Consider the following 14,834-nt stretch of genomic DNA (forward strand, 5'->3'; position numbering starts at 1 on the left):
CCCGGATCCCGGTCGCGCCCCCCCGTCCCCGACCGGCCGTGCGGAATTCCCCGTCACCGTCTCCCGTGAGGTGCCCGCCGATGTCACAGACCGTTCTCCTCAACTTCCTCACCGAGGTCCCCGAGGCCGCCGCCATCTGGTCGGCCCTGACCGTGCTCGCCCTCGTCCTGCTCACCGTCCTGGTCGCCCGCCCCGAACGCGACGCCGTGACCGAGGCCGAACCCGACCCGGCAGACGTCGAGGCACTGCACCGGGCCGACCTGACCCGGTACGCCGACGAGGTGGCGGTGGCCGCCGCCGGAGCCGCCCAGACCGCCCGGCGTCGCCGCGAGCGGTGGCTGGTCGCCCAGGACGAGGCGGAGCGGGCCTGGGCGGCGTACGACGAGGCGGACTCGGCCGCCCGCCGCCTGGCCGGCACCGCCGCCCTGCCCGAACCACACACGCCTCGCACCCCGTCCGAGTACGCGGCGCGGGAACGCTGGCTCCGGCACGCCGCGATGGCGGCGCACTGGCGGGGCGACCTGACCGCCCGCCAGCTCGCCGACGTGCTGGCCGGCCGCAACGGGTGGGACCCCTGCCACCACCCGGCGACGCAGGAGATCGTGCTGGCCCGGACGGTCCGTGACGGCCGCCGAGCCGCCTGGGAGACGGCCGCCGAGCGGGAACGGCTGGCATGGCGGGACACCGAACTCGCCGCCGAGTCGGCCCGGACGCTCGCCGCCGAGGCGTACGCCGCCGCGACGGCGCTTCGGCCCGCGCCGGCGTTCCGGGCCTCGGCGGCGCTCCGTGTCCCGGTGCAGGCTCCGGTGCGTAGCGCCCGCTGGCGTCCGGCCCGCGTCGGCTGAGCGGTGGTATCGGCTGAGGGGTTGTCCCGGCTGAGCGGTGATACCGGTCGAGGGGCGGTCTCGGTCGAGCAGCGGTGGTCTCGGTTGGGGGCGGTCTCGGTTGAGCGGGGTGGACCTCGGCTGGAGCGGCGGTCTCGGTTGAGCGGGGTGGACCTCGGCTGGAGCGGCGGCCTCGACCGAATCGTTACCGAACGCGGTGAGCCGGGTCACCGGCCCGACGCGCCGGCGGAGCCGATGTCCCCGGTCGCCCCCGGCGACCGATTCTCCTCCCGCCGGACGTCCGGTTTCCGCCGGCCGGCGTCGACGGTGCCCCTTGTCCCATTGAGTCACGTCAGTGATCGGCTGCACCGAAATTGTAGTCGCCGAGCACGTTTCCGCAGGTGAGAGCGCTTGGCATGGGTCGTACCCATCGGTAGTGTCGGCGCGTCCGGTGCGGTTGTCGATCGCCGATGGCGTCGCCGTGCCGACCCGCCTAATCGTGCATACGAACCGGGGACCCACAGCAACACCGGGGTGAATCCGCGGAGCCCACGGCCCGCGGTAGGGCGTACTTCCCGCCCGAATCCGTCAGCTAACCCGGTCGGCGGCCACGGAAGGAGCTACCTCCTCGTGTCAACCAACCCCCGAACGTCCCCCCGCCTCCACGGCCTGCGGGGGCCGGCGCGCGCCTGAGGCGACGCGTACCCGACCCCTGATCCGCCCGGCGTCCCGGGCCATCACCCGCGGCCGTCCAGCCCGTCAGCGCGCGTGAGTCCCTCCGCGCGTAGGGCCGGCGTGTGCCGCCCACCCCCGTGGAGGAATCCGTGAAGCACCACCTGAAGCGTCAACTGCGGCGGCTCGCGACCGAGCGCCCGTACCAGATCATCGCCGGTTCGGCGGCGGCCCTCGTGCTGGCCGGCGGCGCCGGCGCCACCCTGACCGCCACCGACGGCGCCCCGGCTCAGCGGGACACCGCCGCCGTGGCGGACCTCGGCTCCCGCCTCAACGACGCCGCGACCCGGAGCGAGGCCAGGGTCGCCGTCCCGTCGCCCAGCGCCTCGCCGAGCGCGTCGCCCAAGCCCTCTCCCACGGCCTCGCCCGTGGCGAAGGTCGCGGCCAAGTCCGCCGACCCGGACACCACGCCGAAGGCCAAGCCGAAGCCACCGTCGAGCAAGGTGCTCGACTACGACTACCAGGCCCAGACCACCTACTACTACTGCGGTCCGGCCGCCGTGCGGAACGCGCTCAGCGCCGCCGGCATCGAGCGCAGCCAGGACACGCTGGCCGTCGCGCTCGGCACCACCGAGATGGGCACCAACTCGGCCGAGGACACCACCCGGGTGCTCAACCAGCAGGTCAAGGGCGACCCGTACCGGACCCGCATGATCGCCGGCGCAGCCACCCCCGGCCAGGTCGACCGGCTCCGGGCCGACGTCGTCAACGCGGTCAGCAACGGCCGGGCGGTCGTCTCGAACATCGTCGGCGACGCCACCGACACGAACGGCGGCTGGCACTCGTTCCCGGGCGGCCACTATGTCGCCGTGATCGGCTACAAGAACGACGGCCGGACGGTACGGATCGCCGACTCGGCCGACCCGTCGCTGCCGTCGTACTGGGTGGCCACGGCCGACCTGGCGAACTGGATGGCCACGCGCGGTTACTCCGCCTGACCCATTTATTGGTACGTGAAGGCCGGCACCCCGTTGGGTGCCGGCCTTCGTGCGTTAGCTGTTCCAGTGCTGGGTGACGAGGTCGGTGGCCTGGTTCTCCCACTGGGCGTAGGCGTCGGGGTAGGCGCTCACCTGGACGGTCTGCGCGGCCTCGGTCAGGGGCATGTCCTGCCAGCCGTCGACCTGCTTCAGGCCCTTGAGGAAGGCCAGGGTGGAGTATTCGGGGTTGGTGATCTGTTCCGGGCTGCCCCAACCGCTCGACGGGCGTTGCTGGAACAGGCCGAGGGAGTCGTGGTCGTTGGTGTCGCCGAGGTGGCCCAGGTTCTCCAGCTTGGATTCCTGGAGGCTGGTGGCGATGGAGATGATCGCGGCTCGTTCGGGCAGGCCGGCCTTCTTCGTCGCGGCGATGATCGCCTTGACGTTGGCGGTCTGCTCGTCGTTGAGGGTGATGCTCGACTGCTTGCCCTCGGCCTGCACCACGGCCGCAGCCGTGGCGGGCTTGCCGGTGTGGGTGGGGGTGTCGGCGTGGGCGGCGATCGGGCCGGCGAACACACCACCGGTGAACGCCAGACCAGCGATACCCAGGACGCTCTTGCGCAGGATCGTGTTCATCAGGGGGCTCCATTCCGGGGGTCGACACACGCACCGGGGGAGGGTGGCGCGCGGGCGAGCACCGTCAGGCGCTCAAAGTTTCGGGGGGATCCGGCGTGGTCCGCGGGGCAGGGGCCGCACCGCGGGGGCCGGGAGAATGTGTAACGACCGGCTACCCACCGTCATTCCCCGGGGGGCGTGTCGGCCGCGCGGGATCAGGGGCGCTGGCCTTCCTCGGTCGTTCACCGGGTTACAACGCCCGCACCCCCGCGACGATTCCGCCGCCAGAGTGCCACCCACCACCCCCGAACCGGACACCCCACCCACCCGGCCCCACACGGCGACCGGATTCCCGCACGCCCCTCAACACCCCCAGGCCCACCACGGCAACGCCACGGGTGCGCGCCCGAGACGGCCACAGCGCTCCCACCCACGCGCCGCCCCGGGCCACGACTGGAACGCTATGGACGTCTCAGCGCACCCGAGCGGGCCATAGCGTTCCACCCGCGCGCCGCCCCGGGCCACGACTGGAACGCTATGGACGTCTCGGCGCGCCCGAGCGGGCCATATCGTTCCACCCGCGCGCCGTTCAGGCGACGACTGGAACGCTGTGGACGTCTCAGCACGCCTGAGACGGCCATAGCGTTCCACCCGCGCTCCGCCCCGGGCCACGAGTGGAGTGCGCGACCGTCGGACCGGAGTCGGTCATAAGTGCGGCCCGGCACCGGCGGGGTGGCGCGCAGGGTGGGCGTCCAGCCGGCGTCGCCGCCGAGGTCCGGGCATGTTGCGTCGCGCGCGCGACGTCGGTGTCCGCTCTCGCGCACCGTGTCCGTCCGGTGGCAGACTGCGCCGTATGGGCGATGCGAGGGGGACCCGTCACCTGGTGCTCCTACACGGTATGGGGGCCACCGGCGAGGTGTGGTTGCCGTGGGCGCCACTGCTGGAGCGCCGCTGGCCAGGACGTTGGCTTGCCCCCGACCTGGCTGGACACGGCTGGTCGCCGCCGCTGCCTCCGAGGACTGCCACAGGCGGGGCCTCCTTTGCGCCGGCAGTCGCCGCTGCGGTGGGAGACGCCGACGGGGTCGTAACTGCGCCCGGTGTCGCCGCTGCGGCGGGAGACGCCGACGGGGTCGTGACCGCGCCCGGTGTCGCCGCTGCGGCGCGGGACGCCGACGGGGCCGTGACCGCGCCCGGTGCCGCCGCCGCGGCGGGAGACGCCGACGGGGTCGTGACCGCGCCCGGTGTCGCCGCCGCGCCGGCAGACGCCGACGCGGTAGCCAGTGCGCCCGGGGCTGCCGCCGATGAGGGCGCCACCGCGACCGGGTACTCCTTCGCGGCCCTGGCTCAGCGCGTCGTGGACGGGCTCGGGGCGGTCCGGCTCGGCCCGAACGACCGGCTGGTGCTGCTCGGGCACTCGCTCGGTGGCGTGGTGGCGCTGGCGCTGGCCGCGCGCCGGCGGGGCCTGCCGGTGGACGCGGTGGTCGGCCTCGGCATCAAGGTGGCCTGGTCGCCGGCCGAGCTGGCGAAGGCGGAGGAGTTGGCCGCCCGGCCGGTGACCTGGTTCGGCACCCGTGACGAGGCGGCCCGTCGTTACCTGCGGGTGTCCGGGCTCGCCGGGCTGTTCGCTCCGGACCATCCGGTGGTCGACGCGGGACTACGCCGGGGCGACGGGCGCTGGCGGTTGGCCATGGATCCGGCCGCGTTCGCGGTGGGGGCGCCTCGGCTGCCGGCCCTGCTCGCCGCCGTCGACGTGCCGGTGCTGCTGGCCCGGGGCGAGCGGGACCCGATGGTGACCGACGCGCAGCTCAAGGAGCTGGGCGTTCCGGTGGCCACGCTGCCGGGGCTGGGCCACAACGCGCACGTCGAGGATCCCGCGGCGGTGCTCGCGCTGCTCGACCCGTACCTCTAGGACCGGTTCGGGGGGACTGACCGGCCTACGGCGTGCGCGGCGCCGGGACGGCGAAGTCCGGCTCCAGCTCGCGCCGGGCGGCGGTGAGGAACGCCTCGGCGTAGCCGTCGGTGGGGAAGTCGCCCAGGTAGCGGGTCCGGGCGGCCCAGCGGTCGGCCGCCTTCGGGTCGGTGTCCAGCAGCGCGGTGAGCACCTCGTCCACGTTGGACATATCGCGGCGCAGCACGTAGCCGGAGCCGGCGAGGGGGAACCGCTCGACGAAGTGTGCGCCGTCGGCGCCGGTGTCGGTGACCGCGTACGGCTTGCCGGAGTAGAGCCAGTCGGAGATGACCCCGGAGACGTCGGAGACAAGCGCGTCGGCGCGGTTGACGCACTCGGTGAGCGTCAGCTCCCGGGTGGCTGCCGCGCCCCACAGGTGCGGCCGGCCGGTCCTCGCCCGGTCGGCGGCGAGCAGTTCGGTGAGCCGGGCGAGCTGCCGGGCCGAGGCCGGGTTCCGGTCGGTGTAGGGGTGGGCGCGCAGGATCACCGCCGCCCCGCGGTCGAGCAGCCAGCGGATCAGCGTCTCGGCCACCGGCAGCGAGCAGTAGTTGGCGTCGGCGTGGTGCCCGGTCCAGGTCGGGGTGTAGAGGACGGTCGGGTGCGCCGACGCGGGCGCGTGCTCCCGGCGTACCTCGATCTCCTCGACCTGGGGGCGGCCGACCACGACGAACTTCTCGGCGGGGATCTCCACGCCGGCCCGGGCGTACCTGTCGATGGCCGCCTGCCCGGCCACGAAGATCTTGTCGAAGATCGCGGAGACCGGGTTGGCGCTCGGGGCCTTGTCGCTGTCGCCGTGGTGCAGTTGCACGTGGGTGAGCTGGTGAAACCGGATGCAGTGGGCGTTCTTCGCGCCGTGGTTGACGTAGAACGCCACCCGCAGGCTGGGCACCAGGGCCTCGTCCAGGGCCTTCAGCGTGGGGCAGAGGACCACCGGGGCGCGGGTCGCGGCGGCCACGGTCGGCAGGAACTCCGGCTCGCGCAGCACCACCAGGAACGGCCGGCCGATCCGTTCCAGGTACGGCAGCCACATGGTCACCTGGTATTCGGAGCCGGGCGGGGCGGAGAAGTGCAGCACGAACTCCGGCTGGTGCCGGCGCAGCGCCCGGCCGATCGGGCCACCGCCGGCCGGCGGCCGGAACCGGCGGCGGGCGAGGTCGAGCGCGACGGCGGCGCAGCCGGCGCCGACGAGCAGCGTGGCGACGAGCGGGAGCCATGCCGGCAGGGCGGGCGCGGCGGCGAGCGCCACCAGCGCGAGCAGCACCAGTAGCGCGTCGCCGAGCCGGGCGGCGACCGGCGGCGCCCAGGAGCGGACCGGCAGGTTGGCCGCCCGGATCTCCAGCGCGGCGGCCTGGCGCAGCGGCCCGACGAGCAGCACCAGGCCGAGCAGGACGAGCGCGGTCACGGCCAGCGCCGGGTCGAACCCGTCGTCGGCCCGGCGGGCGTAGCCGACCAGGATCCCGGCGGCCACCAGCACCGTCTCGACGAGGCCGTCGGCGCTGGGCCGGACCCGCCGTTCCCAGGCGGTGGCGGCCAGCGCGGCGACCGCCACGCCCAGCCCGGCGGCGGTGGCGCCGGTGAGTGCCAGCAGGAGGAACGCCAGCACCGCCAGCCCACTGGTCAGCACCCGGGCGAGCAGTTTCCGGACCAGGTCCCCACGCATCTGGTTCGTCCCGTCAGGCGTCGGTGGTCAGCTCGGACCGGTGCGGGCCGGGTTGCGCCGGCACCGCGGCCACCGGCTCGCCGGGGGCCCGCCGGACGTCGACCACCTGGCCGGTCAGCTCGGAGATCAGCACGTCCAGGGACGCCTGCGCGACCGCCTCGGAGGCGAGCAGGGTGTGCTCCGGCTCCTCGCCGAACGCCCTGGTCCGCATCGGGGTGGCGGTGCGTTCCGGATTGACGCAGTTGACCCGTACGCCGAACTCCGCCCACTCGTCGGCGAGCGCCTGGGTCAGGTTGACCAGGGCGGCCTTGGTGGCCGAGTAGAGCGCGTAGCGGGCCCGGCCCCGGGTGTAGGAGCTGGACGTGTAGAGCAGCAGTTGGCCCTTGGTCTGCTGGAGGTAGGGCAGCGACTGCCGGGCGATGGTGACCGGCCCGACGAAGTTGACGTGCAGGAGGCGGTCCATCGTCTCGTCGTCCATCTCGGCGAGCGCGCCCTTCTCCAGGATCCCGGCGGTGACCACCACGTGGTCGATCCGGCCGGTGGCCTCGAAGGCGGTCTTCAGCGCGGCGGCCACGTCCTCGGCGCGTTCGACGTGGGTGCCGGTGGTGGAGCGGCTGAACGGGAAGACCTGGGCGCCGTAGCGGCGGGCCAGCTCGGTGAGGTCGTGGCCGATGCCGTAGCTGCCGCCGAACACGACGATGGTCCGGCCGGTCAGCTCCTCGGCGTAGCCGCGGTGGGTGAGCCGGGGCGCCTGGGCGGCGGCGAGCTGGAAGAGCTTGTCGGCGAGGTGCACGTCGACCGGGTGGGTGACCTTGATGTTCTCGTCCGAGCCGTCGATCACCTTGATCGGCGTGCCGGGCAGGTAGCGCAGCACCACGCCGCAGTCGTCGGTGGCGGCGAAGTCGGGGTCGCCCTCGGCCCGCCGGTACGCCTCCCGGATGGTGCCGGAGCGGAACGCCTGCGGGGTCTGCCCGCGGCGCAGGCGGGAGCGGACCGGGATGTCGGTGATGCACTCGTCCGCGTCGACCTGGATGATCGTGTCGGCGGAGGGGATGGCCACGTCGACCGCCGAGTAGCTCCAGAGCGCGTTCACGCACTCGCGCACGATCCGGGCGCTGACCAGCGGGCGGACCGCGTCGTGGAAGAGGATGTTGACGTCGCCCTCGCCGACCGCGTCGAGCGCGATCCGGGTGGTGTCGTTGCGGGTGTCGCCGCCCTCGATCACCTTGGTGACCTTGCGGAAGCCGGCGGCGGCGACGATCCGCTCGGCGTCGGGGACGTGGCCGGTGGCCATCAGCACGACGATCTCGTCGATCTCCGGCGCGGCCTCGAAGACGGCGAGCGTGTGCTCGATGATCGGCTTGCCGGCGATCTTCAGCAGTTGCTTCGGGATGCCCAGGCCGAGGCGGGTCCCGGTGCCTCCGGCGAGGATCACGGCCACCGTACGCGCGGGTCGCCAGGGTGCCGGGTTCGCCGGCGCGGCGTCCGGTGCGGTGGTGTGGTCCTGCGTCATTGCCGTACCTCACTCTGGTGGAAGGGTGACCGGTTGGTGAACTTTGACCGACGGCCCAGCAAACCTTAACGCGTACGACGGAGCGCACCGTCCGGGCCGGAGCCCGGGCCGGTGCGCTCCGGTGGGCTACTTCTGGTTCTCGTACGCGTCGCAGACCTCTTTGGTGGGGCCGTCCATCTTCAGCACGCCGCTCTCCAGCCAGATGGTCCGCTCGCAGGTGTCCCGGATCGAGCCGATCGAGTGGCTGACCAGGAAGACCGTGCCGGCGCTCGCGCGTAGTTCGCGGACCCGCTGTTCGCTGCGGGCGCGGAACTTCCGGTCGCCGGTGGCGAGCGCCTCGTCGATCAGGAGCACGTCGTGCTTCTTGGCCGCGGCGATGGCGAAGCGCAGCCGGGCGCCCATGCCGGAGGAGTAGGTGCGCATCGGCAGTGAGGCGAAGTCGCCGCGCTCGTTGATGCCGGAGAACTCGATGATCTCCGGGGTGAGCCGCTTGACCTCGTCCGGCGCCATGCCCATGGCGAGGCAGCCGAGCACCACGTTGCGCTCGCCGGAGAGGTCGTTGAGCAGCGCGGCGTTCACGCCGAGCAGGGACGGCTGGCCGTGGGTGTAGACCGCGCCGCGGGCGGGCGGGAGCAGGCCGGCGATGGTCCGCAGCAGCGTCGACTTGCCGGAGCCGTTGCTGCCGATCAGGCCGATCGCCTCGCCCTCGTAGGCGGTGAAGCTCACGCCCTTGACGGCGTGCACCTCGCGGATGTTCGGCGCCTTGGTGCGGGAGGCGAGGCGCTTCAGCGCGGAGACCGGGGTGGTGCCGCTGGACGCGCCCTTGTGGATCCGGTAGATCACGTGCACGTCGTCCACCACGACGGTGGGGACCCGGCCCGAGTCGGTCACGGTGCCGGCGCCCGCCGGCAGGGTCTGCTCAGCCACGGCCGTACTCCTTCTCTCCGCGCCAGAAGTAGACGAACCCGCCGACACCCATCACGACGGCCCAGAACAGGCCGAGCGACCACAGCTTCAGCGGTGAGCTCACCAGGTTGGGCTGGTGCGAGTCGAGCAGCGCGTAGCGGGCCAGCTCGATGAAGACGAGTGGTGGGTTCCACTCCAGGATGTTCGCCGCCCATCCGGGCAGGTGCTCGCGGATGAGCGCCACCGGGTAGAGCACGCCGGAGGCGTACAGCCAGGTGCGCATCACGAACGGCATGATCTGTTTGAGGTCGGTGGCCTTGGAACCGAGCCGGGCCGTGACCATGGTCAGTCCGATGTTGAAGATCGTCTGGAGCAGCAGCGTCGGGGCGAGCAGCACCCAGCGCCAGGTGATCGGCTCGCCGGTGAGCAGCACGATGGCGGCGAGCACCACCATCGACATCAGCAGTTGCTGGAGCTGCACCAGGGTGACCGTGATCGGCAGCGCGGCGCGGGGGAACTGGAGCGCCCGGATCATGCCCAGGTTGCCGTTGATCGCGTTGGTGCCGTTGGACGCCGCGGTCTGGGTGAAGATGAAGATGAACACACCGGTGCAGAGGTACGCGATGAAGTTCGGCACGTTCCGGTGCTGGGCCAGGATCAGGCCGAAGATCAGGTAGTAGACCGCCGCGTTGGTGAGCGGGGTCAGCACCTGCCAGAGCTGGCCGAGCTGGGTGTTGCTCAGCGAGGACGCGACCTTCGCCCGCGAGTACGCGGTGATGAAGTGCCGGTACGCCCACAACCGGCGGGCGTACTCGGCCAGGGGCGGTCGTTCCCCGGCCACCCGAAGCCCGTACCGGCGGGCCAGCTGGGCCCGGCTCAGTCCGGATTCGGGGTCGGCCACCGCGGTGTCGGCCATGGTCAGGCGCTCCGATCTTTCGTGCTGATGGGGAGCAGTGCGGTGAAGTCGTCCAGCGTGGCCGGGCGGGGAGGAGCCGCCTCGCTGCTGCATGGAAGGTAGTCCACCGAACGTCGGGACGCAACCGTACCGTCGTTGCGCTACATTGTTCCACGTGACGACCGAGAAGAGGCGTGCCCCGGCCGGCGCGGCGGTGCTGCGTGGGGAGATCACCAGCGCCATCCGCACCGCCGTGATGCAGGAGTTGGCCGAGGTCGGATACGGGCGACTGTCGATCGAGGCGGTGGCCCGGCGGGCCGGGGTGAGCAAGACCGCGATCTACCGCCGGTGGCGCTCCAAGCTCGATCTGGTGCTGGACATGGTCTCCGCGGTGGCCGGGCGCAACCTGCCCCTGCTCGACACCGGGAGCCTGCTCGGCGACCTGGAGATCCTGCTGCACGTGATGGCGCGTGCGTTGCGTCACCGACTGGCCGCGCAGATCATTCCGGACCTGCTCGCCGAGGCGGCCCGCAACCCGCAGATCGGGGAGAAGCTCCAGGCCGCCCTGGACGACTACCAGCAGGCCGTGGGCCGGATCCTGATCGGCCGGGCGGTCGAGCGCGGCGAACTTTCGGCGGACACCGACAGGCGTGCGGCGGTCGACCTGATCGTCGGTCCGATCTACTGGCGGATGGCCATCTCCCGGGCCCCGCTGAAGACCGCTGAGGTGCCGCGGATGGCCACCGCGATCGTCGCGGCGCTGCGGGTAGCATGCGTGAGGCCCGCTCGCGACGAGGTGGAGATCTGAGCCCGCCCGGCGCGATCATGAACAGTGGGTCACATCCGGTCGGACAATCATCGCGATCGCCAGGTTTTCGTCACAAACCGCTACCATCCCCGAAACGTCCCCCGTGCACCACGCGTCGACAGGAGGAAGCCCATGGTCGGGCCGCATCCAGAGTTCATTCCCCCAGCACGACCGATCATCGGCGAGGCCGAGATCGAGGCGGCTGTCCGGGTGCTGCGGAGCGGCCGGGTCGTGCAGGGCCCGGAGGTCGCGGCGTTCGAGGAGGAGTTCGGTGACCTGGTCGCCGGCCGGCACTGCGTCGCCGTCAACTCCGGCACCTCGGCGTTGCAGCTCAGCCTGATGGCGCTCGGGTTCGGCCCCGGCGACGAGATCATCGTGCCGTCGTTCTCGTTCGCCGCCAGCGGCAACGCGGTCCGGCTGGTCGGCGCCGAGCCGGTGTTCGTGGACATCGAGCCGGGCAGCTTCTGCGTCGACCCGGAGGCGGTCGCCGCCGCGATCACGCCGAAGACCGTCGCCATCATGCCGGTGCACCTCTACGGCCACCCGGCCGCGATGGACCGGATCATGGCGATCGCGCAGCAGCACGGCCTGGCCGTGGTCGAGGACGCCGCCCAGGCGCACGGCGCCGAGCTGAACGGCACCCCGGTCGGCGCCTTCGGTACCGCCGGCTGCTTCAGCTTCTATCCGACCAAGAACATGCACTCGCTCGAAGGCGGCATGATCACCACCGCCGACGCCGAGCTGGCCCGCACGCTGCGGCTGCTGCGCAACCAGGGCATGGAGCAGCGGTACGCCAACGAGATCGTCGGCGCCAACATGCGGATGACCGACGTGGCCGCCGCCATCGGCCGGGTGCAGCTCGGCCAGCTCGACGGGTGGACCGAGCAGCGCCGGGCCAACGCCAAGGTCCTCGACTCCGCGATCACCGGCATGGTCACCCCGCCGGTCGCCGACGGCGCCAAGCACGTCTACCACCAGTACACGGTGCGGGTGCGCGGCGACCGCGACGCCGCCCAGGCCCGCCTCACCGAGCTGGGCATCGGCAACGCGGTCTACTACCCGACGCCGATCCACCGGCTCAAGCCCTACCTGACCGAGGCCGGCACGCCGGGCCCGTGGGACCTGCCGGAGACCGAGCGGGCCGCCGCCGAGGTGCTCTCGCTGCCGGTGCACCCGTCGCTGAGCGCGGCCGAGCTGGAGCGGATCGCCGACGGCGCGAACCTGGCCGGAGGGGTGACCCGATGAGCGGGAAGCTGCGGGCCGGGCTCATCGGCCTCGGTGCCATGGGACGCAACCACGCCCGGGTGCTGTCCAGCCTGGACGGTGTCGAGCTGGTCGGCGTGGTCGACCCGGTCGGCGACACCACCGGCACGCTGCGCGCGCCGGTCGTGCCCGAGGTGAGCGACCTGCTTGCCCTGGGTGTCGACTACGCGGTGGTGGCCTGCCCGACCGCGCTGCACGAGCCGATCGGCCTGGAGTTGGCCGCCAACGGTGTCAGCGCGTTGATCGAGAAGCCGCTGGCCCAGTCGGTCGAGGCGGCCACCAAACTGGTCGAGGCGTTCGAGGCCGCCGGCCTGGTCGCCGGCGTCGGCCACATCGAGCGCTACAACCCGGCGTTGCAGAGCCTGCGTACCCGCCTGGAGGCGGGCGAGCTGGGCGAGGTGTTCCAGGTCGTCACCCGTCGCCAGGGCCCGTTCCCGCACCGGATCGCCGACGTCGGCGTGGTGATGGACCTGGCCACCCACGACATCGACCTGACCGCCTGGGTCACCGGCCGGGAATACACCTCGGTGGCCGCCCGCACGGTCTCCCGCAGTGGCCGGCTGCACGAGGACATGGTCGCGGTGGTCGGGCAGCTCTCCGACGGGACGATGGTCAACCACCTGGTCAACTGGCTGAGCCCGCTCAAGGAACGGTCCACGGTGGTCACCGGCGACAAGGGCTGCTTCGTGGCCGACACGCTCACCGCCGACCTCACCTTCTACGCCAACGCCGCCATCGACACCGAGTGGGAGGCGCTGCGCGCCTTCCGTGGCGTGGCCGAGGGCGACATGGTGCGCTACGCCATCCCGAAGCGGGAGCCGCTGCTGGTCGAGCACGAGCGGTTCCGGGACGCGGTGGAGGGCAAGCAGAGCGACATCGTGACGCTGCGGCAGGGCCTGCGTACCGTGCAGGTCGCCGCCGGGCTGCTGGAGTCCGCCGCGGACGGCAAGGTCGTCTCGGTCACGCCGGCCCAGGGCGCGGCCCGGCAGTCTGCCGGCAGCGCCGCCTGACGCCAGTTTCGGCTTCCGCGGCGGCGGCGACGTTCCGCCGCTGCCGCGAAGTCATCCCCGGGTCGCCGGCGTCCGGCCGGCACCCGCCCGGCCGGGTGGCCCGGCACACCGCGAAAGGACAGGGATGGACCCGGACCGCACCCGCCCACGAGGGCGGGTCGTCATGTTGGTCGACAACGGGGTGCACGGCGACTCCCGGGTGCAGAAGACGGCGCGCTCCGCCGCCGAGGCCGGGTGGGAGGTGATCCTGCTCGGGATTCTCGGCAAAGCGTCACCGGAGGAGACCTGGAGCATCGGCGGCGCGCAGGTGCGGCTGCTCACGGTGCCGCGACCGCTGGCCCAGCACCCGCTGCACCTGCGCCGGTCGCTGCGCCGCCCACTGGCGTACCGGCCGGGCCGCTACGCCACCCAACGGCTGAACGCGCTCAAGGCCCGACGGCTGGAGCTGAGGCAGCGCCAGGCGCACCTGGACGAGGTCCGCCGGGCCGGGTCGCGGGGGCGTTACCTCGTCGGCAGGGCGCTGCTGCTGCCCGCCCGTGCCAGCACCAAGATCCGCACCCGGTGGGCGCGGCTGCGCTCCGGCGAGCTGAAGCGGCTGCGCGCCAACCAGCAGAACCCGGACCTGCCGCTGACCAAGCTGTCGATCCGGTTCTGGCAGACGGTGATGGGGCCGCGGTCCTGGCGGCGGCTCGACCCCGGCCTGTGGGACTACGAGTTCGCCTTCGGCCCGGTGATCGACGACCTCAAGCCCGACCTGATCCACGCCAACGACTTCCGGATGGCCGGCGTCGGCGTCCGCGCCGCCGAACGGGCCCGGGCGCGCGGCCGGGCCACCCGGGTCGTCTGGGACGCCCACGAGTACGTCGCCGGCGTCCTCGGCCGACCCGACAACCCGCGCTGGCTGCCTGCGCAGATCGCCTACACGGCGGAGCACGCCCCCCGGGCCGACGCGGTGGTGACCGTCTCCTCGACACTGGCCGAGCTGCTGCGGGAGGTGCACGACCTCCCGGCGCTGCCGGACGTCGTCCTGAACGCCCCGGCCCGGGTCGCCGACGACGCCCGGCACGACACGCCCGTGCCGGACCTGCGCGCGCGGTGCGGCATCGGCCCGGACACCCCGCTGCTCGTCTACTGCGGTGGGGTGAACCCGTCCCGGGGCCTGGACACCATGGTGGACGCCCTGACGCAGCTCCCGGACGTGCACATCGCGCTCGTCACGCTGCACCCGAGCGGCAACAACGCCCAGTCCGAGGCGGTGCGGGAACGCGCCGTGCAGGCCGGGGTCGGTGACCGGGTGCACCTGATGCCGTACGTGCCGCACTGGCAGGTGTCGGAGTTCCTCGCACCGGCCGACGCCGGGGTCATCCCGATCCACCACAAGCCCAACCACGAGCTCGCCCTGATCACGAAGTTCCTGGAATATTCGCACGCCCGGCTGCCGATCGTGGTCAGCGACGTACGCACGATGGCCGAGACGGTCCGCTCCACCGGCCAGGGCGAGGTGTTCCGCGCCGAGGACGTCCCCGACTACGTGCGGGCCGTGCGGGAGGTGCTCGCCGACCCGAAGCGCTACCGCCAGGCGTACGACCGCCCGGGGCTGCTGGACGGCTGGACCTGGGAGGCTCAGGCGGCCGTGCTCGACGGCGTCTACCGCCGGCTGCGGCCGGACGTCGCGCCGCCGGTGCGCCAGCCGGCGGATCCGGTGTCGCACTGACCCACCCCACGCCGGTGGATGTCCGCCGACGT

12 protein-coding genes and 1 riboswitch are annotated in these 14,834 nt (G+C 72.8%); of the genes, 7 read left to right on the plus strand and 5 right to left on the minus strand.

What is annotated here, in order from left to right; all coding sequences use genetic code 11:
- Nucleotides 1-80: 80 nt before the first annotated feature.
- Both O7613_RS05115 and O7613_RS05120 read left to right on the plus strand, forming a co-directional pair.
- Complete coding sequence (locus O7613_RS05115; RefSeq protein WP_282292442.1) at nucleotides 81-845, plus strand: hypothetical protein; 765 nt, start codon at nucleotides 81-83, stop codon at nucleotides 843-845.
- Between the two features lie 459 nt (nucleotides 846-1,304).
- A riboswitch (cyclic di-AMP (ydaO/yuaA leader) is annotated at nucleotides 1,305-1,446 on the plus strand.
- 202 nt (nucleotides 1,447-1,648) lie between these two features.
- Nucleotides 1,649-2,494 (plus strand): C39 family peptidase, encoded by an 846-nt coding sequence (locus tag O7613_RS05120; protein WP_281583944.1) that lies wholly within the window; start codon nucleotides 1,649-1,651, stop codon nucleotides 2,492-2,494.
- Nucleotides 2,495-2,548: 54 nt separating this feature from the next.
- Here the strand turns inward: O7613_RS05120 and O7613_RS05125 are convergent, their stop codons facing one another.
- A complete protein-coding gene (locus O7613_RS05125; protein ID WP_282292443.1) occupies nucleotides 2,549-3,106 on the minus strand; it encodes a hypothetical protein in 558 nt (185 codons plus the stop codon).
- 1,111 nt (nucleotides 3,107-4,217) lie between these two features.
- On the opposite strand from O7613_RS05125, the gene O7613_RS05130 reads away from it, so the two are divergent.
- Nucleotides 4,218-4,994: an alpha/beta hydrolase gene (locus O7613_RS05130; protein WP_348775399.1), complete on the plus strand. Its 777-nt coding sequence runs from the start codon at nucleotides 4,218-4,220 to the stop codon at nucleotides 4,992-4,994.
- A 25-nt stretch (nucleotides 4,995-5,019) separates the two neighbouring features.
- Here O7613_RS05130 and O7613_RS05135 read toward each other — a convergent pair whose 3' ends face one another.
- From O7613_RS05135 to O7613_RS05150, 4 genes are all read right to left on the minus strand, one after another.
- The gene (locus tag O7613_RS05135; protein ID WP_282292447.1) at nucleotides 5,020-6,693 is read right to left on the minus strand and encodes a CDP-glycerol glycerophosphotransferase family protein; all 1,674 of its coding nucleotides are present in this window, start codon (nucleotides 6,691-6,693) and stop codon (nucleotides 5,020-5,022) included.
- Nucleotides 6,694-6,706: 13 nt separating this feature from the next.
- A complete protein-coding gene (locus tag O7613_RS05140) occupies nucleotides 6,707-8,206 on the minus strand; it encodes a bifunctional cytidylyltransferase/SDR family oxidoreductase (RefSeq protein WP_282292448.1) in 1,500 nt (499 codons plus the stop codon).
- Between the two features lie 126 nt (nucleotides 8,207-8,332).
- A complete protein-coding gene (locus O7613_RS05145) occupies nucleotides 8,333-9,133 on the minus strand; it encodes an ABC transporter ATP-binding protein (protein WP_281583940.1) in 801 nt (266 codons plus the stop codon).
- On the minus strand, nucleotides 9,126-10,028 hold the full coding sequence (locus O7613_RS05150; protein WP_281583939.1) for an ABC transporter permease: 903 nt from the start codon (nucleotides 10,026-10,028) through the stop codon (nucleotides 9,126-9,128). The genes O7613_RS05145 and O7613_RS05150 overlap by 8 nt, the downstream gene beginning before the upstream one ends.
- Before the next feature lie 154 nt (nucleotides 10,029-10,182).
- On the opposite strand from O7613_RS05150, the gene O7613_RS05155 reads away from it, so the two are divergent.
- The 4 genes from O7613_RS05155 (at nucleotide 10,183) to O7613_RS05170 (ending at nucleotide 14,802) form a co-directional block, all read left to right on the plus strand.
- Nucleotides 10,183-10,815 carry a TetR/AcrR family transcriptional regulator gene (locus tag O7613_RS05155; protein ID WP_281583938.1) on the plus strand — a complete coding sequence of 211 codons (633 nt, stop codon included), beginning with the start codon at nucleotides 10,183-10,185 and terminating at the stop codon, nucleotides 10,813-10,815.
- A gap of 132 nt (nucleotides 10,816-10,947) precedes the next feature.
- Nucleotides 10,948-12,060: a DegT/DnrJ/EryC1/StrS family aminotransferase gene (locus O7613_RS05160; RefSeq protein ID WP_281583937.1), complete on the plus strand. Its 1,113-nt coding sequence runs from the start codon at nucleotides 10,948-10,950 to the stop codon at nucleotides 12,058-12,060.
- A complete protein-coding gene (locus O7613_RS05165) occupies nucleotides 12,057-13,088 on the plus strand; it encodes a Gfo/Idh/MocA family oxidoreductase (protein WP_281583936.1) in 1,032 nt (343 codons plus the stop codon). The genes O7613_RS05160 and O7613_RS05165 overlap by 4 nt, the downstream gene beginning before the upstream one ends.
- Nucleotides 13,089-13,251: 163 nt before the next feature.
- Entirely contained in the window at nucleotides 13,252-14,802 is a 1,551-nt protein-coding gene (locus O7613_RS05170; RefSeq protein WP_282292449.1) for a glycosyltransferase family 4 protein, read from the plus strand.
- Nucleotides 14,803-14,834 lie beyond the last annotated feature (32 nt).

The organism is Micromonospora sp. WMMD975, from assembly GCF_029581215.1.
In the GTDB taxonomy this organism is placed as follows: Bacteria; Actinomycetota; Actinomycetes; order Mycobacteriales; family Micromonosporaceae; genus Micromonospora.